This window comes from Candidatus Thermoplasmatota archaeon (genome assembly GCA_035540375.1).
GTDB lineage: Archaea > Thermoplasmatota > SW-10-69-26 > JACQPN01 > JAJPHT01 > DATLGO01.
In genome coordinates this window covers 14,803-32,678 of record DATLGO010000107.1, presented here as the reverse complement: position 1 = coordinate 32,678, position 17,876 = coordinate 14,803, and the positions used below count along the sequence as shown (strand labels likewise).

The 17,876-nt window shown below is 70.9% G+C and carries 23 protein-coding genes; 13 read left to right on the top strand and 10 right to left on the bottom strand.

The features are described from left to right. Positions 1 to 23: 23 nt before the first annotated feature. Positions 24 to 1,130 carry a DNA primase large subunit PriL gene (locus VM889_14335; protein HVL49731.1) on the top strand — a complete coding sequence of 369 codons (1,107 nt, stop codon included), beginning with the start codon at positions 24 to 26 and terminating at the stop codon, positions 1,128 to 1,130. Here the strand turns inward: VM889_14335 and VM889_14330 are convergent, their stop codons facing one another. Beyond that, entirely contained in the window at positions 1,131 to 1,877 is a 747-nt protein-coding gene (locus VM889_14330) for a molybdopterin-binding protein (protein HVL49730.1), read from the bottom strand. 124 nt (positions 1,878 to 2,001) lie between these two features. On the opposite strand from VM889_14330, the gene VM889_14325 reads away from it, so the two are divergent. The 6 genes from VM889_14325 to VM889_14300 are packed head-to-tail and all read left to right on the top strand — an operon-like array spanning position 2,002 to position 7,219. Beyond that, complete coding sequence (locus VM889_14325; protein ID HVL49729.1) at positions 2,002 to 2,583, top strand: hypothetical protein; 582 nt, start codon at positions 2,002 to 2,004, stop codon at positions 2,581 to 2,583. Further along, positions 2,576 to 3,421, top strand: a complete 846-nt coding sequence (locus tag VM889_14320; GenBank protein HVL49728.1) for a DUF4129 domain-containing protein — start codon at positions 2,576 to 2,578, stop codon at positions 3,419 to 3,421. The genes VM889_14325 and VM889_14320 overlap by 8 nt, the downstream gene beginning before the upstream one ends. Further along, entirely contained in the window at positions 3,414 to 4,298 is an 885-nt protein-coding gene (locus VM889_14315) for a hypothetical protein (protein HVL49727.1), read from the top strand. Before VM889_14320 ends, VM889_14315 begins: the two co-directional genes overlap by 8 nt. Continuing rightward, entirely contained in the window at positions 4,295 to 5,296 is a 1,002-nt protein-coding gene (locus VM889_14310) for a MoxR family ATPase (protein HVL49726.1), read from the top strand. Before VM889_14315 ends, VM889_14310 begins: the two co-directional genes overlap by 4 nt. A 1-nt stretch (position 5,297) precedes the next feature. Beyond that, the gene (locus tag VM889_14305; protein ID HVL49725.1) at positions 5,298 to 6,566 is read left to right on the top strand and encodes a DUF58 domain-containing protein; all 1,269 of its coding nucleotides are present in this window, start codon (positions 5,298 to 5,300) and stop codon (positions 6,564 to 6,566) included. Further along, positions 6,563 to 7,219: a hypothetical protein gene (locus VM889_14300; GenBank protein HVL49724.1), complete on the top strand. Its 657-nt coding sequence runs from the start codon at positions 6,563 to 6,565 to the stop codon at positions 7,217 to 7,219. The genes VM889_14305 and VM889_14300 overlap by 4 nt, the downstream gene beginning before the upstream one ends. Before the next feature lie 110 nt (positions 7,220 to 7,329). Here the strand turns inward: VM889_14300 and VM889_14295 are convergent, their stop codons facing one another. Further along, a complete protein-coding gene (locus VM889_14295) occupies positions 7,330 to 7,749 on the bottom strand; it encodes a hypothetical protein (protein HVL49723.1) in 420 nt (139 codons plus the stop codon). Between the two features lie 26 nt (positions 7,750 to 7,775). Beyond that, the gene (locus VM889_14290; GenBank protein ID HVL49722.1) at positions 7,776 to 8,720 is read right to left on the bottom strand and encodes a DNA cytosine methyltransferase; all 945 of its coding nucleotides are present in this window, start codon (positions 8,718 to 8,720) and stop codon (positions 7,776 to 7,778) included. 80 nt (positions 8,721 to 8,800) lie between these two features. On the opposite strand from VM889_14290, the gene VM889_14285 reads away from it, so the two are divergent. Together VM889_14285 and VM889_14280 are read left to right on the top strand one after the other, a co-directional pair. Beyond that, positions 8,801 to 8,971, top strand: a complete 171-nt coding sequence (locus tag VM889_14285; protein HVL49721.1) for a hypothetical protein — start codon at positions 8,801 to 8,803, stop codon at positions 8,969 to 8,971. A gap of 2 nt (positions 8,972 to 8,973) precedes the next feature. Continuing rightward, positions 8,974 to 10,020, top strand: coding sequence for a hypothetical protein (locus VM889_14280; protein HVL49720.1), 1,047 nt, complete (start codon positions 8,974 to 8,976; stop codon positions 10,018 to 10,020). On the opposite strand, the gene VM889_14275 is transcribed toward VM889_14280, so the two are convergent. Then, positions 10,021 to 10,248 carry a hypothetical protein gene (locus tag VM889_14275; protein HVL49719.1) on the bottom strand — a complete coding sequence of 76 codons (228 nt, stop codon included), beginning with the start codon at positions 10,246 to 10,248 and terminating at the stop codon, positions 10,021 to 10,023. A 90-nt stretch (positions 10,249 to 10,338) separates the two neighbouring features. Here VM889_14275 and VM889_14270 point away from each other — a divergent pair, with 90 nt between their 5' ends. Both VM889_14270 and VM889_14265 read left to right on the top strand, forming a co-directional pair. Continuing rightward, the gene (locus VM889_14270) at positions 10,339 to 11,616 is read left to right on the top strand and encodes a DNA primase small subunit PriS (protein HVL49718.1); all 1,278 of its coding nucleotides are present in this window, start codon (positions 10,339 to 10,341) and stop codon (positions 11,614 to 11,616) included. A gap of 40 nt (positions 11,617 to 11,656) precedes the next feature. Beyond that, on the top strand, positions 11,657 to 12,412 hold the full coding sequence (locus tag VM889_14265) for a peptidylprolyl isomerase (GenBank protein HVL49717.1): 756 nt from the start codon (positions 11,657 to 11,659) through the stop codon (positions 12,410 to 12,412). A gap of 25 nt (positions 12,413 to 12,437) precedes the next feature. Here the strand turns inward: VM889_14265 and VM889_14260 are convergent, their stop codons facing one another. Then, on the bottom strand, positions 12,438 to 13,172 hold the full coding sequence (locus VM889_14260; GenBank protein ID HVL49716.1) for an MBL fold metallo-hydrolase: 735 nt from the start codon (positions 13,170 to 13,172) through the stop codon (positions 12,438 to 12,440). Positions 13,173 to 13,252: 80 nt separating this feature from the next. On the opposite strand from VM889_14260, the gene VM889_14255 reads away from it, so the two are divergent. Further along, a complete protein-coding gene (locus VM889_14255; protein ID HVL49715.1) occupies positions 13,253 to 13,921 on the top strand; it encodes a fumarylacetoacetate hydrolase family protein in 669 nt (222 codons plus the stop codon). Between the two features lie 268 nt (positions 13,922 to 14,189). After that, complete coding sequence (locus tag VM889_14250) at positions 14,190 to 14,918, top strand: hypothetical protein (GenBank protein HVL49714.1); 729 nt, start codon at positions 14,190 to 14,192, stop codon at positions 14,916 to 14,918. Here the strand turns inward: VM889_14250 and VM889_14245 are convergent, their stop codons facing one another. The 5 genes from VM889_14245 to VM889_14225 form a co-directional block, all read right to left on the bottom strand. Next, entirely contained in the window at positions 14,919 to 15,302 is a 384-nt protein-coding gene (locus tag VM889_14245) for a hypothetical protein (protein HVL49713.1), read from the bottom strand. It abuts the gene before it with no gap. Positions 15,303 to 15,421: 119 nt separating this feature from the next. Continuing rightward, the gene (locus VM889_14240) at positions 15,422 to 15,643 is read right to left on the bottom strand and encodes a heavy metal-associated domain-containing protein (GenBank protein ID HVL49712.1); all 222 of its coding nucleotides are present in this window, start codon (positions 15,641 to 15,643) and stop codon (positions 15,422 to 15,424) included. Positions 15,644 to 15,726: 83 nt separating this feature from the next. Continuing rightward, the gene (locus VM889_14235; GenBank protein HVL49711.1) at positions 15,727 to 15,906 is read right to left on the bottom strand and encodes a hypothetical protein; all 180 of its coding nucleotides are present in this window, start codon (positions 15,904 to 15,906) and stop codon (positions 15,727 to 15,729) included. 2 nt (positions 15,907 to 15,908) lie between these two features. Continuing rightward, positions 15,909 to 16,964, bottom strand: coding sequence for an agmatine deiminase family protein (locus tag VM889_14230; GenBank protein HVL49710.1), 1,056 nt, complete (start codon positions 16,962 to 16,964; stop codon positions 15,909 to 15,911). Positions 16,965 to 16,973: 9 nt separating this feature from the next. Then, complete coding sequence (locus VM889_14225) at positions 16,974 to 17,852, bottom strand: carbon-nitrogen hydrolase (protein HVL49709.1); 879 nt, start codon at positions 17,850 to 17,852, stop codon at positions 16,974 to 16,976. Positions 17,853 to 17,876: the final 24 nt, after the last annotated feature.

Here is a 17,876-nt window from a genome sequence, read left to right as displayed (position 1 = left end):
GGCGGCCTCGCGATGGGTCGCGCGTGGACGTCCTCCACTGCGCGCGCTACCCGTTCCTCCCCGACGCCTCGCGCTACGTCGCGGAAGAAGGGCCGTCGCTGGAGGAGCTGCTCAACGACGCGGTGTGGGCGCGCGTGCGCCGGGCCGGGCGCGACCGCGTCCTCGCGGCGCTCCGCGACGGAGCGCTTCCGCCCGCGAACCTCGGGCGCGGGACGCCGGTCGCCGAGACGATGACGGACCTCCTTTCGTACGGCGTGGCGCGCATCCTCGTGTCGCTGACGAAGGACGCCTACGTCGTCCGCCGCCACGCCCTCGCGGAAGCCGTGCGCGTGAAATCGTTTCTCGAGCGCGAGGAGTCGACGGCCGCCATCGTCGCCGCCGCGCGCGACGTCGGCCTCGAGGTCGAGTCGGCGGGCGATGCCTACCGCTTGCATTTCACGGACTACCTGCGCCTCGCGGTCCATCTCAAGGCCTCCGAATGGAAGCTCGTCAACCGCCCCCTCGCGAAGGGCGTCCTGACGCTCGACGCGAAGGATCTATCTCGACTCGTCCAGGAGGCGCTTCGACGCCGCATCGAGGGCGAGCTTCCGCGCCCTGTGAGCGACGAGGTCGCGAAGAGCCTCGCCGAGGAGCTCGCCGCCGTCGTCGAGGAGGCGAAGACGCGCAAGGACGCGATGCAGACGGAGCAGTTCGGCGAGGTCGATCTCCAGCTCCTGCCGCCCTGCATGAAATACATCCTTGGTCAGCTCCAGCGCGGCGAGAACGCGGCCCACACGTCGCGGTTCGCGATCACGTCGTTCCTCCACGCGATCGGAATGACGAGCGAGGACATCATGAAGCTCTTCTCGACCGCGCCCGACTTCCGCGAGGACCTCACGCGCTACCAGGTCGAGCACATCACGGGCGTCACCTCCGGCACCGAATACTCGCCCCCGGGATGCCAGGCGATGAAGACGTACGGCATCTGCTACAACGAGGATCAGTGGTGCCGCATGGAGCGCAAGGACGGAAGCGGGCGCTACGTCAACCATCCGCTCTCGTACTACAAATGGGCGCTCAAGCGCAAGGCCCGCGACGCGCCCGCCCCGCCGGCCGCGGCGACCGCGGCCCCGGCGCCGTCCAAGCCGTGATCAGGCGCGCGGCTCCGCGTCGAGCGTCCCGAGCGCCGCGAGGAATTCGTCGCGGGCGCGCTCGGCTTCGGCCTTTCCTCCGCGGAAGCGGACGACGACCCGTTTCTCTCCGGCCTTGGGATAGGAGCCTATCGCGACGGCCGGGTGGGCCTGCGCGACGCGACCGAGCTCGGCGCTGAAGGCGCTTTCCGGGTGGTACACGACGGCTTCGACCACGATGCGGTCTCCGCGCTCGTCCCCGAGGATGACGCCCGCGACGGCGGAGTCGAAGATGGCGCGCATCTCGGCGGGGACGCCCGGCAGGACGAGGACGCGCCGATCGTTCTCGCGAAGGACGTAGCCGAGCGCGGAGCCCTTCGGATTGCGCAGGATGAGCGAACCCTCCGGGACCGTGACCATGCGTCGCGCCGCCTCGTTGGGCTCGAGCCCGCGCTCGCGGTACCGCTTCTCGAGCGTCGCGAGGCCTTCGGCATCGACGACGAGGGCGCGGCCGAAAGCGCGGGCGAGCGATTCGGTGGTGCGGTCGTCGTGCGTGGGGCCGAGTCCGCCAGTGGTGATCACGATGGGCGCGCGGCGGAGGGCGTCCGCGACGGTCTCGCCGATCGCGTCCACGTCGTCGCCCACGACCACGATGCGGGAGACGCGATGACCGAGCCCGTCGAGCCGCTGGGCGAGCCAACCGCCGTTCGAATCGACCGTGCTCCCGGTCAGGATCTCGTCGCCGATGATGACGAGGACGACGTCCACGGACCCGATACGGCGCGCGCCCCTGCTTGGCCCTGACGGTCGCGTGCTCGTTCTCCGTTCAAGGGGGCATCGACAAACTATATAACGCGACGGACGGGGTTTCGACGCGAATAGGCGGGAGGCGATGGTCGCGAATTCCTTCGTTCCACTCGGCGTCGCCGCCCTCCTCGTCGTCGCGCTCCTCCCCGCGTTCAACGCGATCAACCAGACGCACATCGATGACGTGGAACCTCCGCTCCAGGTCGACGGCGGCGTCCCGGGGGATGAGCGCGGCCCCGCGATCGAGCTGCCCCCCGTCATGCCGGATCCGGACGGCCCGAGCTGCAACCGCACGGCCGTGACCGAAGCGGTCTATGCCCAGGTCTGGGGCTTCACGCCGCTCGCGACGCCTGGAAGCGCGCCGTTCATCGTCGAGGGCGGAGCGGCGGTCATCCACGGCATCGTGAACCTCACCCGCTTCACCGGTTCGATCGCGCTCGAAGTCGTGCGGCCCGATGGAGGCGAGGCGGGTTCGATCGACGTCTCGTTGGCGCCGACCCCCCGCGGCGTCGCCGCCCCGGAGAGCGTCGAGGCCAGCGTCGAGAAGCCGGGTCCTGGCGAATGGTCGCTGCGGTGGAACCGTCACATCCTTTCCGGCGAGGCCCAGGTCCTGTTCCTCGTGTACTATCCATGCGGCAAGCTCCCCGGAGGCGTCCCCCGTGCGTGACGTCCGTCCGTGGTTGCCGTTCATCCTCTTCCCGCTCGCCGGCGCTTTCGCGGGAGTCCTCCTCGGGTCGCTCGTGGGGGGCCTTCTTCCCGCGGTGAATCTCGTCCAGGGCCTCGCGGGCCTCGTCACCCTCGGTCTCGTCGTCACGGCGACGGCATGGGCCGCCATCCGCTTCGGGCCGCGCCTCAGGAACGCGGCCGCGCGGACGCCCGCGACGCAAGTCGCCGAAGCCGCGCCGACGCCCGTCGCCTCCGCGACCACGCTCGCGGCCGGTCTCACGCTGCCTGGACTCGCCGACGGCGCGCCACCCGTGTGGGGCATCGGCGAGGCGCTCGAGATCATCGTCTCCGCGACCCGCGACGCGCGGATCCCGGCGGCGGGCGCGCGGGCGCGGATCGTGGCTTCGGGCGACGCCGTCGCAGAAGGCGTGCTCGACGCGCGGGCCATCGCCCGCTTCGCGATCGCCTTCGAGTCTCCGCAATCGCTCGACCTCGTGGCGGAGGTCGAGCATGCGGGCGCCATCGCGCGCGCGTCGCGACGCCTCCGCATCGTCCGGTACGAGGACGAGATCAAGGAGGCCTACCAGTCGATGCGGGTCCGAGCCCAGGAAAGCCTGCCCGGCGGGCGGGACGCGCTCACCGCCCGCGAGATCGCGGACGGCCTCGCGGACCGCGCCCCCGCGGCGGGCGCCGCCATCCTCGAGGCGACGCGCATCTACGAAGTGGTCGCCTACGGCGAGCGCGCCGCGGACCGCGCGACGTACCTCGCGCTTGCGCGCGCGGTCGCCGACGTCGAGGCCCACATCAAGCCCCGCCAGGGGGCCGAGGCGCGTGCTTGAGCCGTTTCTCCGCCCGCGCGCGGGGCAGGTTTTCCACGGACTCGGGGCGGCGGCCTTCGGCCTCGCGGCCCTCATGGATTCGGGCGTCGTCACGCGGTACGGCTACCTCCCGATGAACCTCGCCGCGCCGCCTATTGCCGCCTTCTTCTTCCTTCGGTTCGTGGGACACTCCGTCGCGGTCCACCGCGAGCGCGACAGCATGGCGTGGGGATGGCGCATCGCTTCGTGGGCCGCGCTCCTCGTCGTCTTCTTCTTTTTCGGCCTCATCGCGGACGGTCCCGGGCTCCTCGCGCTCGGCGCCTATGTCGCGCTCGATGCCGCCGGCGCGCTGTCCAAGCGCCGCCCGGGCGCGCGAAGGCGGTTGCGGATTCCGATCCCGCGCATTCCCCTTCCGGGACGCGAATTCCTCGTCGCCCTCGGCGCGCTCGCCCTGCTCGGCGCCTTCCACGTCGTCGTCGCCTCGCGGTTTCCGTACGCGGTGCTGCTCGACTGGGGCTTCGCGTGCATCCTTGCGGGCGCCTTCGCGTGGCGTGGTCTCCTCGCGCCCGGCAAGGCTCCGCCGGCGTCGGCGCGGCCACCGCCCGGGCATCGCGTCCACGCGCGCACGGAGCGCCTGCTTCCGGACCCTGCGGCGCGGGCCATCGAGGCAAGCTTCGCGAAATTCCTCGCCGACGGCGACCTCGAAGGCGTCCTCGCCGCGGCGCGCCGCGCCGCCCGATTCGCGTCCCTCCCCGAGCGCGACATGCCCGACCTCGAGCGCGAGGTGCGCGAGGCCGTCGCGCGCGCCGGCACGACGCGCGAGGATGATCTCCGCGCGGCCGTCGACGCCATCGTCCGCCGACTCGAAACGCCACGCTCCACCCCCGTGATCCCATGAAGTCCCACGAGTTCCTCGAAAAGAGCCACGCCGTCTACGCGGGCGAGGTCGCCCAGCTCCGTCGCCTGGTCGACGGGATGACGCGCACCATCGTCGGCAAGGAGCGCATCGTCGAGAAGCTCGTCGCCGGCGCGCTCGCGGGCGGCCACGTCCTCATGGAGGATTATCCCGGCCTCGGCAAGACGCTTCTCGTGAAGACGTTCGCGCGCAACATCGGCGCGGAGTTCCGCCGCGTGCAGTTCACGCCCGACATCCTCCCCACGGACATCCTGGGAACGAAGATCTGGGACAATGAGTCCCGCCAATTCAAGCTGCACCGCGGACCGGTGTTCACGAACATCCTGCTCGCGGACGAGATCAACCGGGCTCCGCCGAAGACGCAGAGCGCGCTCCTCGAATCCATGGAGGAGCGACAGGTCACGATCGACGGCGAATCGATGCCCCTGGGACGGCCGTTCTTCGTGCTCGCGACGCAGAATCCCATCGAGCAGGAGGGAACCTATCCGCTTCCCGAGGCGCAGATGGACCGATTCCTCATCCGGCTCTCGATGGGCTATCCGAAGACCGACGAGGAGGAGGCGGCGATCCTCGCCCGGCGCGCCTCCTGGGGACGCGACGACCCCACCACCGACCTCGCGCCCGCCTGCGATCTCCCCACGTTCCGCGAGCTCCTCGCGACGGTGGAGAAGGGCGTGCATGTCTCCTCCGAGGTCGAGCTCTACATCGCGCGTCTCGTGCGCGCGGTGCGCGCGCACCCGCGCGTGCGCGTGGGACCTTCGCCGCGCGGATCACTCGCCCTCTTCAAGCTCGGCAAGGCGCATGCGCTCCTCTCCGGCCGCGACTTCGTCGTTCCCGACGACGTGAAGGCGTTCGCCGTCGAGGCGCTCGCGCATCGCACGATCCTCAAGGTCGAGCACCTGCTCGCGGGCGAAGCGTCGAGCGAAGTCGTGCGGGAAGCCGTCGCGAGCGTGCCCGTTCCGCGCGCGAAGGGGTCGTGACGTGGGCCGCCTCCTGCCGTGGGGGCGCTCGCTCGCCTTCGCCGCGGCGACGCTCCTCGGCCTCGGGCTCGCCCTTGGAAACTACGTGCACCTGCTCCTGGGCGCGCTCCTCGCCGCGCACGTCGTGCTTTCGCGCCGCTTTGCCCCGGAGGTCCGGCTCGAGCGCGCGGTCGACGGCGCGGGCGAGCCGCGCGGCGGCTCGATCCTCGGCGTCCGTCTCGAAGGCGCCGTGGCCGGCGCCACGGTCGCGACCGTGCACGACAAGCTCCCGGACGGCTTCGTCCTGGAGACTGGATCCAATTTCCGCGTCCACACGGACGGGATCCTCGACGCGACGTTCAGCGCGCGCCTGCCCCGGCGCGGCGCATTCGCGCTCCCGCCGAGCGAGGTGTTTGCGCCCGACCCCGCCGCGGTCGCCGAGGGCGCGCTCGCGAAGGCGGGCCGCGAGACCGAGGTCGCGGTCGCCACCGCCGCGCCGACGCCCGTCGACCGCGTGCGCGCCCCCACGATGCAGGGACAGGGGCTCCTCCCGGACGGCGACCGCGCGGAGCGGGGCACGCGCACGACCGACTTCCGGGAGCTCAGGCCCTATGCGCCGGGCGATCCTCTCCGCATCATCAACTGGAAGGCGACGGCGCGCGCGAGCACGCGCGAGATGAGCCTGGTCGTCAACGAGTACGAGGCCGAAGGCAAGAAGAGCGTCTGGATCTTCGTCGATGCCGGCGCGCACACCGCCTCCGGCTCCTCGCTCGCGTCCACGTTCGATCACCTCGCCGAGGGGGCCGAAGCGATCGCGACGCATTACATCCAGCGGGGTCACCGCGTCGGTCTCACGCTCTACGGGTCGCCCGCCCCCACGCTCGTCTATCCGGAGTCGGGCTCCGGCCAGCGCCGGCGCGTCTCGCGCGCGCTCGCCACCGCGCGCCCCGGCGAGACGTCCTCGGGACTCGAGGTTGGCGTCGCGGCTACCGAAGGCTTCCTCGCGCGCGAGAAGCCCCTTCTCGTCGTCCTTGCGCCGCTCGGGCGCGACCCGGGCCTTGTCGCCGGGCTCGCGCGGGCCCGCGCCCTCGCGGCCACCGGGAGGCGTCGGCCGCCCCCGCCGCTCCTCGTCGCCCCCCGCGTGCCCGTCGAGGACACGCCCTCGGGCGCGCTCCTCGCCGCCCAGGAAGCGGGCGAGCGACGCTCGCTCGCCGCGCTCGGCGTCGACGTGCTCCTCTGGGAGCCTGACCGCTCGCCGTTGAGCGCGCTCCTCGCGGGAGGCCGGCGATGAGCCTCCTCGAGCGTCACGCGCGCCGCGCCGCGTGGGTCGCGCTCTTTGCCGCCGGCATCATCGGCGCCGCCTTCGGCTCGACGGTGCTCGACCTCGCGAGCGCCCCGATGCCCCTATGGTTCTTCCCCGACGGGCGGCTCGCGTTCCTCGGCGCGGCGGCCCTCGCCGTCGGCGCGCTCGCCGCCTGGGGTCCGCGCCGCCAGCCCGCGCTGTGGTTCGCCGTCGTCACCCTTGTCGCGCTCTCGCTCGACGCGACGAGCATCCGCTGGTTCAGCAGCGAACCCGGGACGCTTGCGGGAACGCGCGCCCCCGTCGTGCGGCTTGCCGCGTCCATCGGCGCGCTCGCGGCGCTCCTCGCGCTCGAAGCCGAGGTGGCCGCCGCGCGGTTCGCGCGCGACCTCGAGCGTCGGGGGCTCCCGTCCGCCGAGGCGGCGCCCGCGGGGGCGCTCCTCGCGCGCGCCGGTCGCGCGCGCGTCGGCCTCGCCGCCGGCGGCGTCGCGGTCCTCGGCGGGGTTGCGCTCGTCGCGGAGCGGCTCATCGGCGACAAGGCTCCCATGAGCGCGGAGGTCGGGCTCCTCGTCGGCCTCGTGGCCGCGGGGGCCCTCGCCATGGCGCTCGCGTCGCGGCACGCCCGCGCGCTCGGGCTTCGGTGATCCACCCCCCTCCTGCCGGTATGCGCGGGACCCCGGCTCAAGTCGATCGCGCGCGGTGCGGGTCCACGAGCGTGGGAACACCCGTGGCCACCGCGAACGCGCGACGAGCGTCACGCCGCGCGCGGCTGGTTGAGGTCCATGAGGGTGAGGACGCCCGCCGCGATGCCGAGGCCCGCGACCACAAGGCCGCCGAAGGAGGCCATGAGGCCGAAGGCGCCTGCCACAATGGCGTAGGTGGCCCACGTGCGGCGCGTGTCCGGCGAGGGATCCTTGAGCTTCGGCGCGGCCGCAAGGAGGACGACGCCGATGACGATGCTGCCGAGGAACCAGACGAGGCCGACGACGGCGAAGAACGGGCCCATGCCCGTTCCCATCGGGAAGAAGCTCATGCCGTGGCCCATGTCCCACTCCATGAATGCCGGCGCCGCGAAGAACGAGACGATGCCGCCCGTGAAGAACGCCATGGCAAGCGCGATGATGCCGGCCGCGAGGGAGAGGGCGTAGGCCGTCTGGCTGTTGGGGCCCGTCATGGGGGATCGATCGCGCGTCGGTCGTTTCAGCCTTGCCCTCCGTCGAGCGCCTTGCGGACCTCGCGCGCGATGGCCTGCGAGAGCGGCGGGGGAACGGATTCGCCCACCTGGTTGTAGGCGTCGTTCTTGCCGCCGTGGAACACGTAGTCGTCGGGGTAGCCCATGAGCCGCGCGTGCTCGCGCGCCGTCGCGAGGCGGTCTTGCGTCGGGTGGATGAAGCGGCCGAGTCCCTTGATCGTGGGCGCGAGGTCGTCCTTCGGAAGCCGCGTCCAGGACCCGTGCACGCGACCGTCCGCGGCGCGGTAATGGTAGATGCTCTCGCCCTCCTCGAGGTCCTTCATCGCGCGGCCGCGCTTGCCGCGCACGGGCACCTCGACGTGGTTCGGGAGGTCGACGTCGAGCGACTCGAGGTCGCCGATCGCCTCCCAGACGGGGACGCGGCGGCTCGACTTCGGCGGCGCGATGGGCACGTTCGAGACGAAGAGGCGCCGGCGGCGCGACGGCGTGCCGTGCTCCTCCGCGAGGAGGTCGTTGAAGTGGATCGTGTCGTAGCCGGCGCGCGCGAAGAGCATCCGGAGCTCGTCCTTGAGCGCGCCTTCCATGATCTGCGGCACGTTCTCCATCACGAAGACGCGCGGCTTGACGAGCTTGAGGAGCTTGATGTAGGCGAGCGTCATCGACCCCGCGGGATCCTTGTAGAGCCGGTCGAGGGGATCGACGCGGCGCGCCGCGTTCGCGACGGTAAAGCCCTCGCACGGGGGTCCGCCGATGAGCACGTCGGGCTTCGGGAAGTCCGTCTCGTCGACGTTGCGCACGTCCGCCTGCAGGACCTCGCCGACGGGCACGTTCGCCGCGTACGTCTCGCAGGCCGTGCGGAAGTTCTCGACCGCGGAGAGGATCTCGAACCCTTCCTCCGCGAAGCCGAAGCTGAAACCCCCGGCGCCCGCGAAGACGTCCACGACCGTGGCCACGTCCGCGGGTAGGTGGGCGTCGGATTTGAGGGTTTCCCGCCCGAAGGCTATTTGTCGCCTGGCGCGGGTCCTTCGGATCGATGGATGCCCTTGAGGTCCTTCTCGTCATCGAGGGCATCGCCGTCCTTGCCTTTGCGGCCTTTCTCCTGCGGCGCGGAAGCCGCACGGCCTCGACGGGGTTCCTCGCGGCGACGCTCGTCCTCTTCGGGGCCTGCGCCACGGGCACGGGTGGATCTCGACGCTCGCGCTGAGCATGCTCGGATGCCTGGGTTTCGCCTTCGCCGCCGCGTACCCCCATCGGGTCCTGACGACGCGGCGTCGCTGGTTCGTCGCCTGGTCCTTCACGCCGGCCCTCGCGTTCCTCATCGCTGTCGTCGCCTGGCCCGGCCTGATGGTGCGCGAAAGCGGATTCGCGACGCCGAGCGCGATGGAGGTCACGTTTCTCGTCACCGGCGTTTCCTACGCCTTCATGCTCGCCGTCTTCCTGCCCCGCTGGGTCCGACAGCCGGACGGGCCGATGCGCGCGCAGTTCTCCTTCGTCCTTCTGGCCCTCGCCTTCTGGGCGCTCCATGACGGGCTGAGCGGGGTCCACGCCCTCGCGTCCCATGAGATCGATCGACCAATCGCGTTGGCCAACGCCGTCGTTCACGCCGCGGGCGTATTCCTGGCGCTCGCCGTCGTCGGCCACTCTGCGCGACGCGTCCTCTCCCGCGCTCACGCGCCCGAGGATCGCGCGATGCTCGTGGCCTTCGGACTGACGGCTCCCTTCGCCGCCCTTCAATTCCTCGACCTGCCCTATCCCATGATGAGGGTCCATCTCGCGGTGGACGTCCTCGTGCTCCCGATCCTCGCGTACGGCGCCGTCCGGTACCAGATCCTCGACGTCGACATCGCGGTCAAGAGGGGGATCAAGCGCGGCACGCTTGGCGCGGTCGCCCTCGCGATCCTGCTCGTCGTGCAGCAGATGATCGAGCAGTACGTCGGGAGCGAGCAGGGCGTCGTCGTGGGCGGCCTGGTCGCGGGGCTCGCGATCTTCGCGGCGACCCCCCTCCAGCGCGCGGCGGAACGCTTGAGCGAGCGCGCGATGCCGAACGTCTCGGCGACCGAGAGCTACCTGAACTTCCGCCGGCTCGAGCTGTATCGCGTCGCGCTCGAAGGCATCCTCGCGGATGGCGTCGTGGAGACGACCGAGGTCCGGGTCCTGAAGGGGCTTCGCGAGGAGCTCGGCGTGTCGATGGAGGAGCACAACCTCCTCGAACGGCAGCTGCGCGAGAAGGCGGCTCGCGCGGTCGCGGCCTGATCACTTCGCGGGCAGGATCGCAGGCAGGATCCACACGAAGACGCCGAGCACGATGCCCGTGAGGCCCGCGAGCGCGAGGAGGCCCGCCGCGAGGTTGAACACGACGCCCTGCATCGGGCCGACGACGTAGAGCGCGAGGGCCGCAAGGAGGAGGCCGCCGAGCGCCACGAGGGCCCCGCGCAGGAGGCTCGCGCGGATCTCGGCCGGGGGGACCGCGGGGCTGGCCACGGGGCGGCCAGACGCGGGGCGCCACAAAACCCCTCCGGTGGCGCCGTCGCGAAGGGAAGGCTCAAGGCGCGCGGGCGGTCTCGGGATGCGATGGCCGACCCGGAGGCGAAGCAGGCGGAGGTCTCGCCCCCGCCGTCCGGGCCCCCGAAGGGCGGTCCGCCGCCCCCGGAGCAGATCCAGAAGACGGTGGACTGGCTCCAGGCGCGCTTCGGCGCATGGTACCGCGCGAACCCGCCCGAGATGCCGCCGCGGTACGGTCGCCGCGAGTTCGGATTCATGTGGCTCGCGAAGACGTTCATGCAGCGGCACGTCGCGTTCCCAACGCGGGCCGACCTCGCGCGCTTCCTCGTGGACCGCACCCCGGGCCACTGCTATTACTCGACGGCCTACTACAAGCGGCCGGACGCGCCCACGATGAAGGAGAAGGAGTGGCTCGGCGCCGACCTCATCTTCGACCTGGACGCGGACCATCTCGAAGGCGCCGACAAGCTCTCGTTCGAGGAGCAGCTCGGCGCGGTGAAGACGGAGGCCGTGAAGCTTCTCGAGGATTTCCTCCTCCCGGATTTCGGTTTCGAGCCCGAGGACATCCGCATCGTGTTCTCGGGCGGTCGCGGCTTCCACTTCCACGTCTCGAACGAGCGCGTGTGGCGGCTCGGCGCGAGCGAGCGGCGCGAGATCGTGGATTATCTCGAAGCGCAGGGTTTCGCGACGGATTCCCTCGCGATCGAGGCCACGCGCGACAAGGACAAGTTCGGCAACCGAACGAAATCCCTCGTCATCCCGAAGCCCACGGAGCCGGGCTGGCGCGGGCGATCGACGCGCGGCCTCCTCGCGCAACTCGCCCGCTACCGCGCGATGCCGGATCGCGATGCAGCCCGCGAGCTGCAGGAGTTCGAGGGGATCGGCCCGAAGAAGGCGGCCGCGATCGTCGCGGAGCTGCACAAGGAGGACGCAAGCGGCCTCTCCCCGCTCGAGATCGCGGCGGCGACGGGGGTCCTCGGCCACGGGGAACTCATGAAGCTCGCTTCCATCACCGAGCTTCGCGTCAGGGGCATCAACGACGAGATGGGCGAGTCGGACGAGCCGGTGACCGCGGACGTGAAGCGCCTCATCCGCCTCCCCGGGAGCCTGCACGGCAAGACGGGCCTCGTGGTGACGCCGGTCCCGATCGGGGGTTTCCGGGACTTCGAGCCCCTCCGGGACGCCGTCGCGTTCGGCGAGGAGCCGGTGGAGGTCGTGGTCTCGAAACCCGAGACGTTGACGCTCGGGACGACGCGATTCGAGATCAAGCCGGGCCTCCAGGAGCTGCCCGAGAAGGCGGCCATCTTCATGATGCTCCGCCGCAAGGCCTTGCTGCCGCTCGCGTGAAACCCTTATTTCTGAAGTCGCGCATGCGCGGACGAGTTCCATGCGCGCCCTTGCGATCCTTGTCCCGCTGCTCTTCCTCGCCGCCGGTTTCGCCGGCTGCCTCCAGCCCGATGCCCCCGCCCCGCCCAAGGACGACGGGAAGGGCGCCCCCGCCGCCGCGAAGGGCTGCGTCTCGTCGAAGGACACGAACGTGACGGCGAAGACCCCGACGTGGGTCCTCAACACGTCGAAGGGCGTCATGCGCATCACGCTCTTCTGCGAAGACGCACCGAAGACGACCCAGAACATCGTCGATCTCACGGAAGACGGCTATTTCGACGGCACGCGCTTCCACCGCGTCATCCGGGGCTTCATGAACCAGGGCGGCGACCCGCTTTCGAAGGACGACGCGCAGCAGAGCCGCTGGGGCACGGGCGGGCCCGGCTACCGCATCACGGACGAGTTCACCTGCAAGAACGGCACGATCGACGCGCGCATGAACGAGCCTCAGTACCTCCAGCGCCCGGGCGAGACGTACCGCTATCAGCCGTGCGGCGGCGCGCTGAAGTACAAGCACGACAAGCCCGGCGTTCTCAGCATGGCGAACTCGGGCCCGAACACGGGCGGCAGCCAGTTCTTCATCACGGCCGCCCCCGCGTCGCACCTCGACGGCGCGCATCCGATCTTCGGTCAGGTCGCGGACCCGGCAAGCCTCGCGGTGAACGACGAGATCAACAAGGTCCCGACGACGGGTCGACCCACGGACCGCCCGCTCTCGCCGGTGGATCTCAAGAAGGCCACGATCGAGTGGGCGTGAGGCGGATCGACCGCGCCCGGCGGTCTCATTCCGCCCTAACGTCGTAGGCGCGGCCGTCCTCGAGCACGAACGCCTCGCCGCCGAAATGCCCCTTCGCCTCGAGGAGCGAATCCTCGCGGCGCAGGTAGAACGGGACGTGGGCGAGCGCGAGCCGGCGCGCGCCGGCTTCGCGCGCAAGGCGACCGGCCTGGCCCGCGGTCATGTTGGTCGTCGCGACCTCCTTCCCGGCCTCGCGGTCGAGGAGGAGCGTATGCGCGACCACGAGGTCGGCGCCGCGCGCGAGGTCGACGAGGCCGGGGCGCGCGCCCGTGTCGGCGAGATACGCGAGCGCGGCGCCGTCCGCGTCCGCGCGCAACGCCACCGCGATGCAGCCGTGGCGCGCCTTCGCGAAGCGCAGGCGAAGGTCGCCGACCCAGGCTTCGGAACCCGCGCTCGCAGGCCGCATCTCGGCGAGGGCGATCGCTTTCGGGTCCATCGCGCGCCGGTCGAAGATGTCGCGGATGTGGCGCTCGGCGCCCGCGGGCACGAAGAACGGCGTCGGCCGGTCGAGCGACGCGAGGACGGGCAGCATGTCGGCGAACGCGTCGAGGTGCAGATGCGTCATGACGACCGCGTCGAGACGCGAACCCGCGAGGCGAAAGTGCGTCCCGTTCGTCGCGTCGAGAAGGACGCGGCGGCCCGCGGCCTCGAGGAGGTAGCTCGCGCCCGCCCCGAGGGGCAGGAGGAGCCGGCCGGAGTTTCCAAGAACCGTGACGCGCACGAGGATTCCTCGCCGCCCCGCCGCATAAGCCTTCGCGGAGCGGGCGAGGCTTGACGTGGGGGCCGCGCGTTCGCGGAGGCATGCCCTTCACGCTGCGCCGGACGGACGGCGCGACGCTCGTCGCAGGCAAGATCGTCGCGATCGGCAAGAACTACGCGGCGCACGCGCGCGAGATGGGGGGCGAGGCGCCCGCGGAGCCGATGTGGTTCCTGAAGCCGCGAAGCGCGCTCGTCCACTCCGGCGGGGCGGTGGAGATTCCCCCCGGCATCGGAAGCGTGCACCACGAGGTCGAGCTGGCGGCGATCGTCGGTCGCGACGTCCCGCGCGGGTCCGACGCGGGGACGGCGCTCGCGGCCCTCTGGGGTTACGCGCTCTTCCTCGACATGACGGCGCGCGACCTGCAGGCCGCCGCGAAGAAGGCCGGGAATCCTTGGTCGCTTTCGAAGGGCATCGACACGTTCGCTCCGATCGGGGAGGCCGTTCCCCCGGGGGCGATCGACCCGGGCTCGCTCGACCTCACGCTCGCCGTGAACGGCGCCGTGCGCCAGCGCGGCAACACGCGCGACATGGCGCACCCGGTCGGCGCGCTCCTCGCGTCCGTCCTGAGGCACGTCACCCTGGAAGCGGGCGACATCCTCGCGACGGGAACCCCCGAGGGGGTCGGGCCCGTTTCTCCCGGGGATCGCCTCGAAGCGCGCGCGCCGGGCCTTCCGCCCCTGGACGCGCGCGTCGTGGCCCGCGCCGCGTGAGCGCGCCGCACGCGCGAAACGGAACCCGTCAAGCGTCGAAGGCCGCGCGCCCGCCGATTGCGAATGAGTTATAGGGGGGAGCATGGTTCCTGGGGGTCGAGGATACTTGAAGCGGCGTCTTCCGGGGCGCCCTTCGGGGCCATGAAGCCGCGGCGGTCCGCGGCGGAGCTCGTCACCCGGAACATCTTCTTCTCACCCCGCTCGCCGAGCGGAAGCTCGGCGTGATCCGGGGGAAACCTTTGTCAGCCGGTTCCGCGTACGAGTGACGATGCCGGCCGAGGAGGTGTCGTACGAGGCGCTCATGAACCGATGGCGCCGGGAGCGTTCGACGCCCACCCTCACGAAGATCGATCCCGGCTTCTACCTCGCGCTCGAGGCTCATCTTCGCGCGCTCTCCGAGGACTACCAGCGCGAAAGCGGCGTCAACCCCGCGGCCCCGAAGGCCGTGATCCTCCAGGACGAGCTGCGCAATCTCCAGCGGGCGCGCGACGATTTCTACGACCTGCGCGAGAAGAAGATCGCGGTCGCGGCCCTCATCGGGGCGCGCGGCGGCAATCCCGACCGCGCGAACATGACGAAGGGCGAGCAGGAGCTTTTCGACGAGATCCTCCGCGCGTTCCGCGACGCGCGCAAGAATCTCCTGAAGCGCGGCGAGCGCGAGGCGGCGGTCGTGCCTCCGCCCCCGGTCTCCGCCCACGCGAACCCGGCCGCGCTCCTCGACGAGATGATGGCGACGACGCGCACGGGCCCCGAGCCCGCCCTCACCACGTTCCAGCCCGCCGAGGCCGCGCCTGCGGAGGCGGCGGCGCCCGCGCCGCACGAGCCGACGCACGCGCTCGTCCGCGTCACGACGGAGATCGAGCCGTTCGTCGCAAGCGACCTCAAGACGTACCAGCTCGCCGAGGAGGACGTCGCCTCGCTCCCGCGCGACACGGCGCGCGCGCTTGTCATGCGCGGAAAGGCCGAGCCGATCGGCTGGACGCTCACGCCCGCTTGATCAGAGCGAAACGCCGAGGTCGTCCGGCTCGCGGAACTCGACCTTGAGCGTGTTCTCCTCGTTGTAGGAGGCGCAGTCGAGATCCTCGAGGATGAGGAAGCCGACGTCGCCGAGGTCGTTCTCCTCGACGATGATGAAGAGCTTCTTCTCGCTCACCTCGTACCAGACCCGGACGAAGAAGGCGTAGGTGAAGGAGGAGTCGAGCCAGAGGAGGTGCTCGGTTTCGAGCCCGTCCTCGAGGGCCTCCTTGTGCGCCGTCTCGGCGAAGCGCTTGATGGTCTCGATCGTCTTGTCGTCCTGGAGCGCTTTGAGGATCTCGCGCTTGAGCCGCGGCTCATCCTCGAACTCCGGATTCCAATCCATCCTCCAGACGATCGATTCCATGGAGCCCGTTCATTCCATGGGGCTTCCTACACCATGAAGATTGTGTTGCATTCGCTGGATCAGAAAATGAAGCGTCCCGTACGATCGCTGGAACGGGTCCGGAGCGGTCCTTCAAACCGCTACAAGGGGCGGGCCGGGCGAGGGGTTAGACCGAAGAAACGGAGGTGACCGAGCAGGGCGGCCTTCGTGGTGACGTGCTCGTCGAAGGCGAGCGAGACGCGCTCGGACGCGAGGTCCACTTCGGCCGCGAGCACGCCTTCCTGGGCGAGCACCTCGTCGAGGATGGCCGCCTCGTCCGCTTCGCAGCGGAGCGTGTCGACCTCGAGCGCGACGCGCCTCATCCTGCCTTCCATCGGTCGCGCTCGATCATATAGGCGATGTCCGGATCGGGACGCGTGGCCCCCCTCGCGCCTGGTTTCGGACGTCAACAGGGGGACACGCGGCAGGCCGCGCAGGCGCACCGCCAGCCGGCGAAAAGCGTGGCCGGCGCCGCGCGCTCCGCGAGGGGCGCGCCGCAGAGCCGACAGGCGGCGCGCGCCGACCTCGCGACGGCCCCGTGGCCGCACGCCGTGCAGACCGCGAAACGGTGCGCGGCCGCGGCCATGCTCACACCTTCGGCTGCTGCTGCGTCACGCAGTGGATGGCGCCGAAGCCCCACACGAGCGGCTCGCAGTTGATCGGCACGATGCGCCGCGTCGGGAAGAGCTTCTTCAGCACGTCCACGGCCTCGGCGTCCGCATCGTGGCCGAAAACCGGGGCGAGCACGACGTTGTTCGCGATGTAGAAGTTCGCGTAGCTCGCCGGGAGCCGGCCCTCCTCGTCGCCGACGAAGTCGGGCATCGGGAGCGTCGCGACGTCGAGCCTGCGGCCGTCCTGGTCCGTCATCTCCTTCAGGCGCGCGAGGTTCGCCGCGAGCGGCGCGTGGTTCGCGTCCGTCTCGTCCTCTTCGATCACCGTCACGACCTTGCGGGGCGCGACGAAACGCGTGATGTCGTCGACGTGGCCGTCCGTGTCGTCGCCCTCGATGCCGTCGCCGAGCCACAGCACCTTGGAAACGCCGAGGTAGTCCCGCAGGTAACCCTCGATGTCCTCGCGCGAGAGCTTCGGGTTGCGGTTCTTGTTGAGAAGGCATTGCTCCGTCGTGAGCACCGTGCCCGCGCCGTTCACGTCGAGCGAGCCGCCTTCCATCACGATGCCCGGCTCGAAGAGCGGCGTGCCCGCGGGGAAGAGGTGCCGAACCCGCTGCGGGATGTCGTCGTCCGGGAGGAGCGCGTCGTACTTGCCGCCCCAGGCGTTGAAGATCCAGTCGGTCGCGGCGAGCCGGGGCTCGGGACCGCCGGGGCGCGTGAGGAAGATGGGGCCGTAGTCGCGGATCCACGAGTCGGCGGTGGGGACGAGGTGCAGGCGCACGCGCCCCTCGTCGACGCCGCGCGCGCGGAGGCGTTTCGGCACGCTCGCGAGGAGGTTTTCGTCCTTCACGAGGAGCTCGACGCGCTCGTGCGGCGCGAGCGCCTCGCAGAAGTCGAGGAAGATCTCCTCGACCTGCGCCACGCGGTCGGGCCAGGTGATCGGGTCGTGCGGCCACGCGAGCCACGTGGCTTCGTGGGGCTCCCACTCGGCCGGCATGCGGTAGCCCATCGCGCGGGGGGTCGTCGGCGTCATGCGGATGCCTCAGTCAAGATAGCGCGAGGTGATCGGTCCGTAGGCGTCGATGCGGCGGTCCCGCAGGAAGGGCCACCCCTGCCGGGTGCGCTCGATCGCGCCGAGGTCGAGCGTCGCGAGCACGACCTCCTCCTTGTCGTCGGAGCCCTTCGCGAGGATCGTCCCGAGCGGATCCGACACGAAGCTGCGGCCCCAGAAGACGAGATCGTCCTCGACGCCGATGCGGTTCGCGACGGCCACGTAGACGCCGTTCGCGACGCCGTGCGCGCGCTGGATCGTTTCCCACGCCTGGTGCTGCTTGTCGGGGATGCCGTCCGGCTCGCCCGGCCAGTAGCCGATCGCCGTCGGATAGAACAAAATCTCGGCGCCCGCGAGCGCGGCGAGGCGCGCGGCTTCGGGGTACCACTGGTCCCAGCACACGAGGACGCCGATGCGGCCCTTCTTCGTGTCGAAGGCCTTGAAGCCGAGGTCGCCCGGCGTGAAGTAGTACTTCTCGTAGAAGCGCGGGTCGTCGGGGATGTGCATCTTGCGGTACTTGCCGACGAACGTGCCGTCCGCGTCGATGACCGCGGCCGTGTTGTGGTACACGCCCGCCGCGCGGCGCTCGAACAGGCTCGCGACGATGACGACGCCGCGCGCCTTTGCGACCTTCGCGAGCGCGTCGGTCGTGGGGCCCGGGACGCTCTCCGCGAGGTCGAAGTTCGCGGGGTCCTCCGTCTGGCAGAAGTACTTCGTGAGGAACAGCTCCTGCAGAAGCACGATCTCCGCGCCCTTGTCCGCGGCCTGCCCGATGAGATCGATCGCGCGCTTGAGGGACGAGGCGGGCTCGTCGCGCGCCTGCATCTGCACGAGGCCGACCGTGACCTTCCGCTCCTTCGCGTTCGCCATGGCTCGTCTCCCGACGGACGAGCG

What these genes read in the sequence shown, in the direction of transcription:
- VM889_14295 (HVL49723.1), bottom strand. Translation starts at nt 7,749, where the DNA reads ATGACGGGCCCCAACAGCCAGACGGCCTACGCCCTCTCCCTCGCGGCC.
- VM889_14235 (HVL49711.1), bottom strand. Translation starts at nt 15,906, where the DNA reads ATGGCCGCGGCCGCGCACCGTTTCGCGGTCTGCACGGCGTGCGGCCAC.
- VM889_14280 (HVL49720.1), top strand. Translation starts at nt 8,974, where the DNA reads ATGCTCGGATGCCTGGGTTTCGCCTTCGCCGCCGCGTACCCCCATCGG.
- VM889_14265 (HVL49717.1), top strand. Translation starts at nt 11,657, where the DNA reads ATGCGCGCCCTTGCGATCCTTGTCCCGCTGCTCTTCCTCGCCGCCGGT.
- VM889_14310 (HVL49726.1), top strand. Translation starts at nt 4,295, where the DNA reads ATGAAGTCCCACGAGTTCCTCGAAAAGAGCCACGCCGTCTACGCGGGC.
- VM889_14240 (HVL49712.1), bottom strand. Translation starts at nt 15,643, where the DNA reads ATGAGGCGCGTCGCGCTCGAGGTCGACACGCTCCGCTGCGAAGCGGAC.
- VM889_14255 (HVL49715.1), top strand. Translation starts at nt 13,253, where the DNA reads ATGCCCTTCACGCTGCGCCGGACGGACGGCGCGACGCTCGTCGCAGGC.
- VM889_14270 (HVL49718.1), top strand. Translation starts at nt 10,339, where the DNA reads ATGGCCGACCCGGAGGCGAAGCAGGCGGAGGTCTCGCCCCCGCCGTCC.
- VM889_14325 (HVL49729.1), top strand. Translation starts at nt 2,002, where the DNA reads ATGGTCGCGAATTCCTTCGTTCCACTCGGCGTCGCCGCCCTCCTCGTC.
- VM889_14285 (HVL49721.1), top strand. Translation starts at nt 8,801, where the DNA reads ATGGATGCCCTTGAGGTCCTTCTCGTCATCGAGGGCATCGCCGTCCTT.
- VM889_14300 (HVL49724.1), top strand. Translation starts at nt 6,563, where the DNA reads ATGAGCCTCCTCGAGCGTCACGCGCGCCGCGCCGCGTGGGTCGCGCTC.
- VM889_14225 (HVL49709.1), bottom strand. Translation starts at nt 17,852, where the DNA reads ATGGCGAACGCGAAGGAGCGGAAGGTCACGGTCGGCCTCGTGCAGATG.
- VM889_14245 (HVL49713.1), bottom strand. Translation starts at nt 15,302, where the DNA reads ATGGAATCGATCGTCTGGAGGATGGATTGGAATCCGGAGTTCGAGGAT.
- VM889_14250 (HVL49714.1), top strand. Translation starts at nt 14,190, where the DNA reads ATGCCGGCCGAGGAGGTGTCGTACGAGGCGCTCATGAACCGATGGCGC.
- VM889_14230 (HVL49710.1), bottom strand. Translation starts at nt 16,964, where the DNA reads ATGACGCCGACGACCCCCCGCGCGATGGGCTACCGCATGCCGGCCGAG.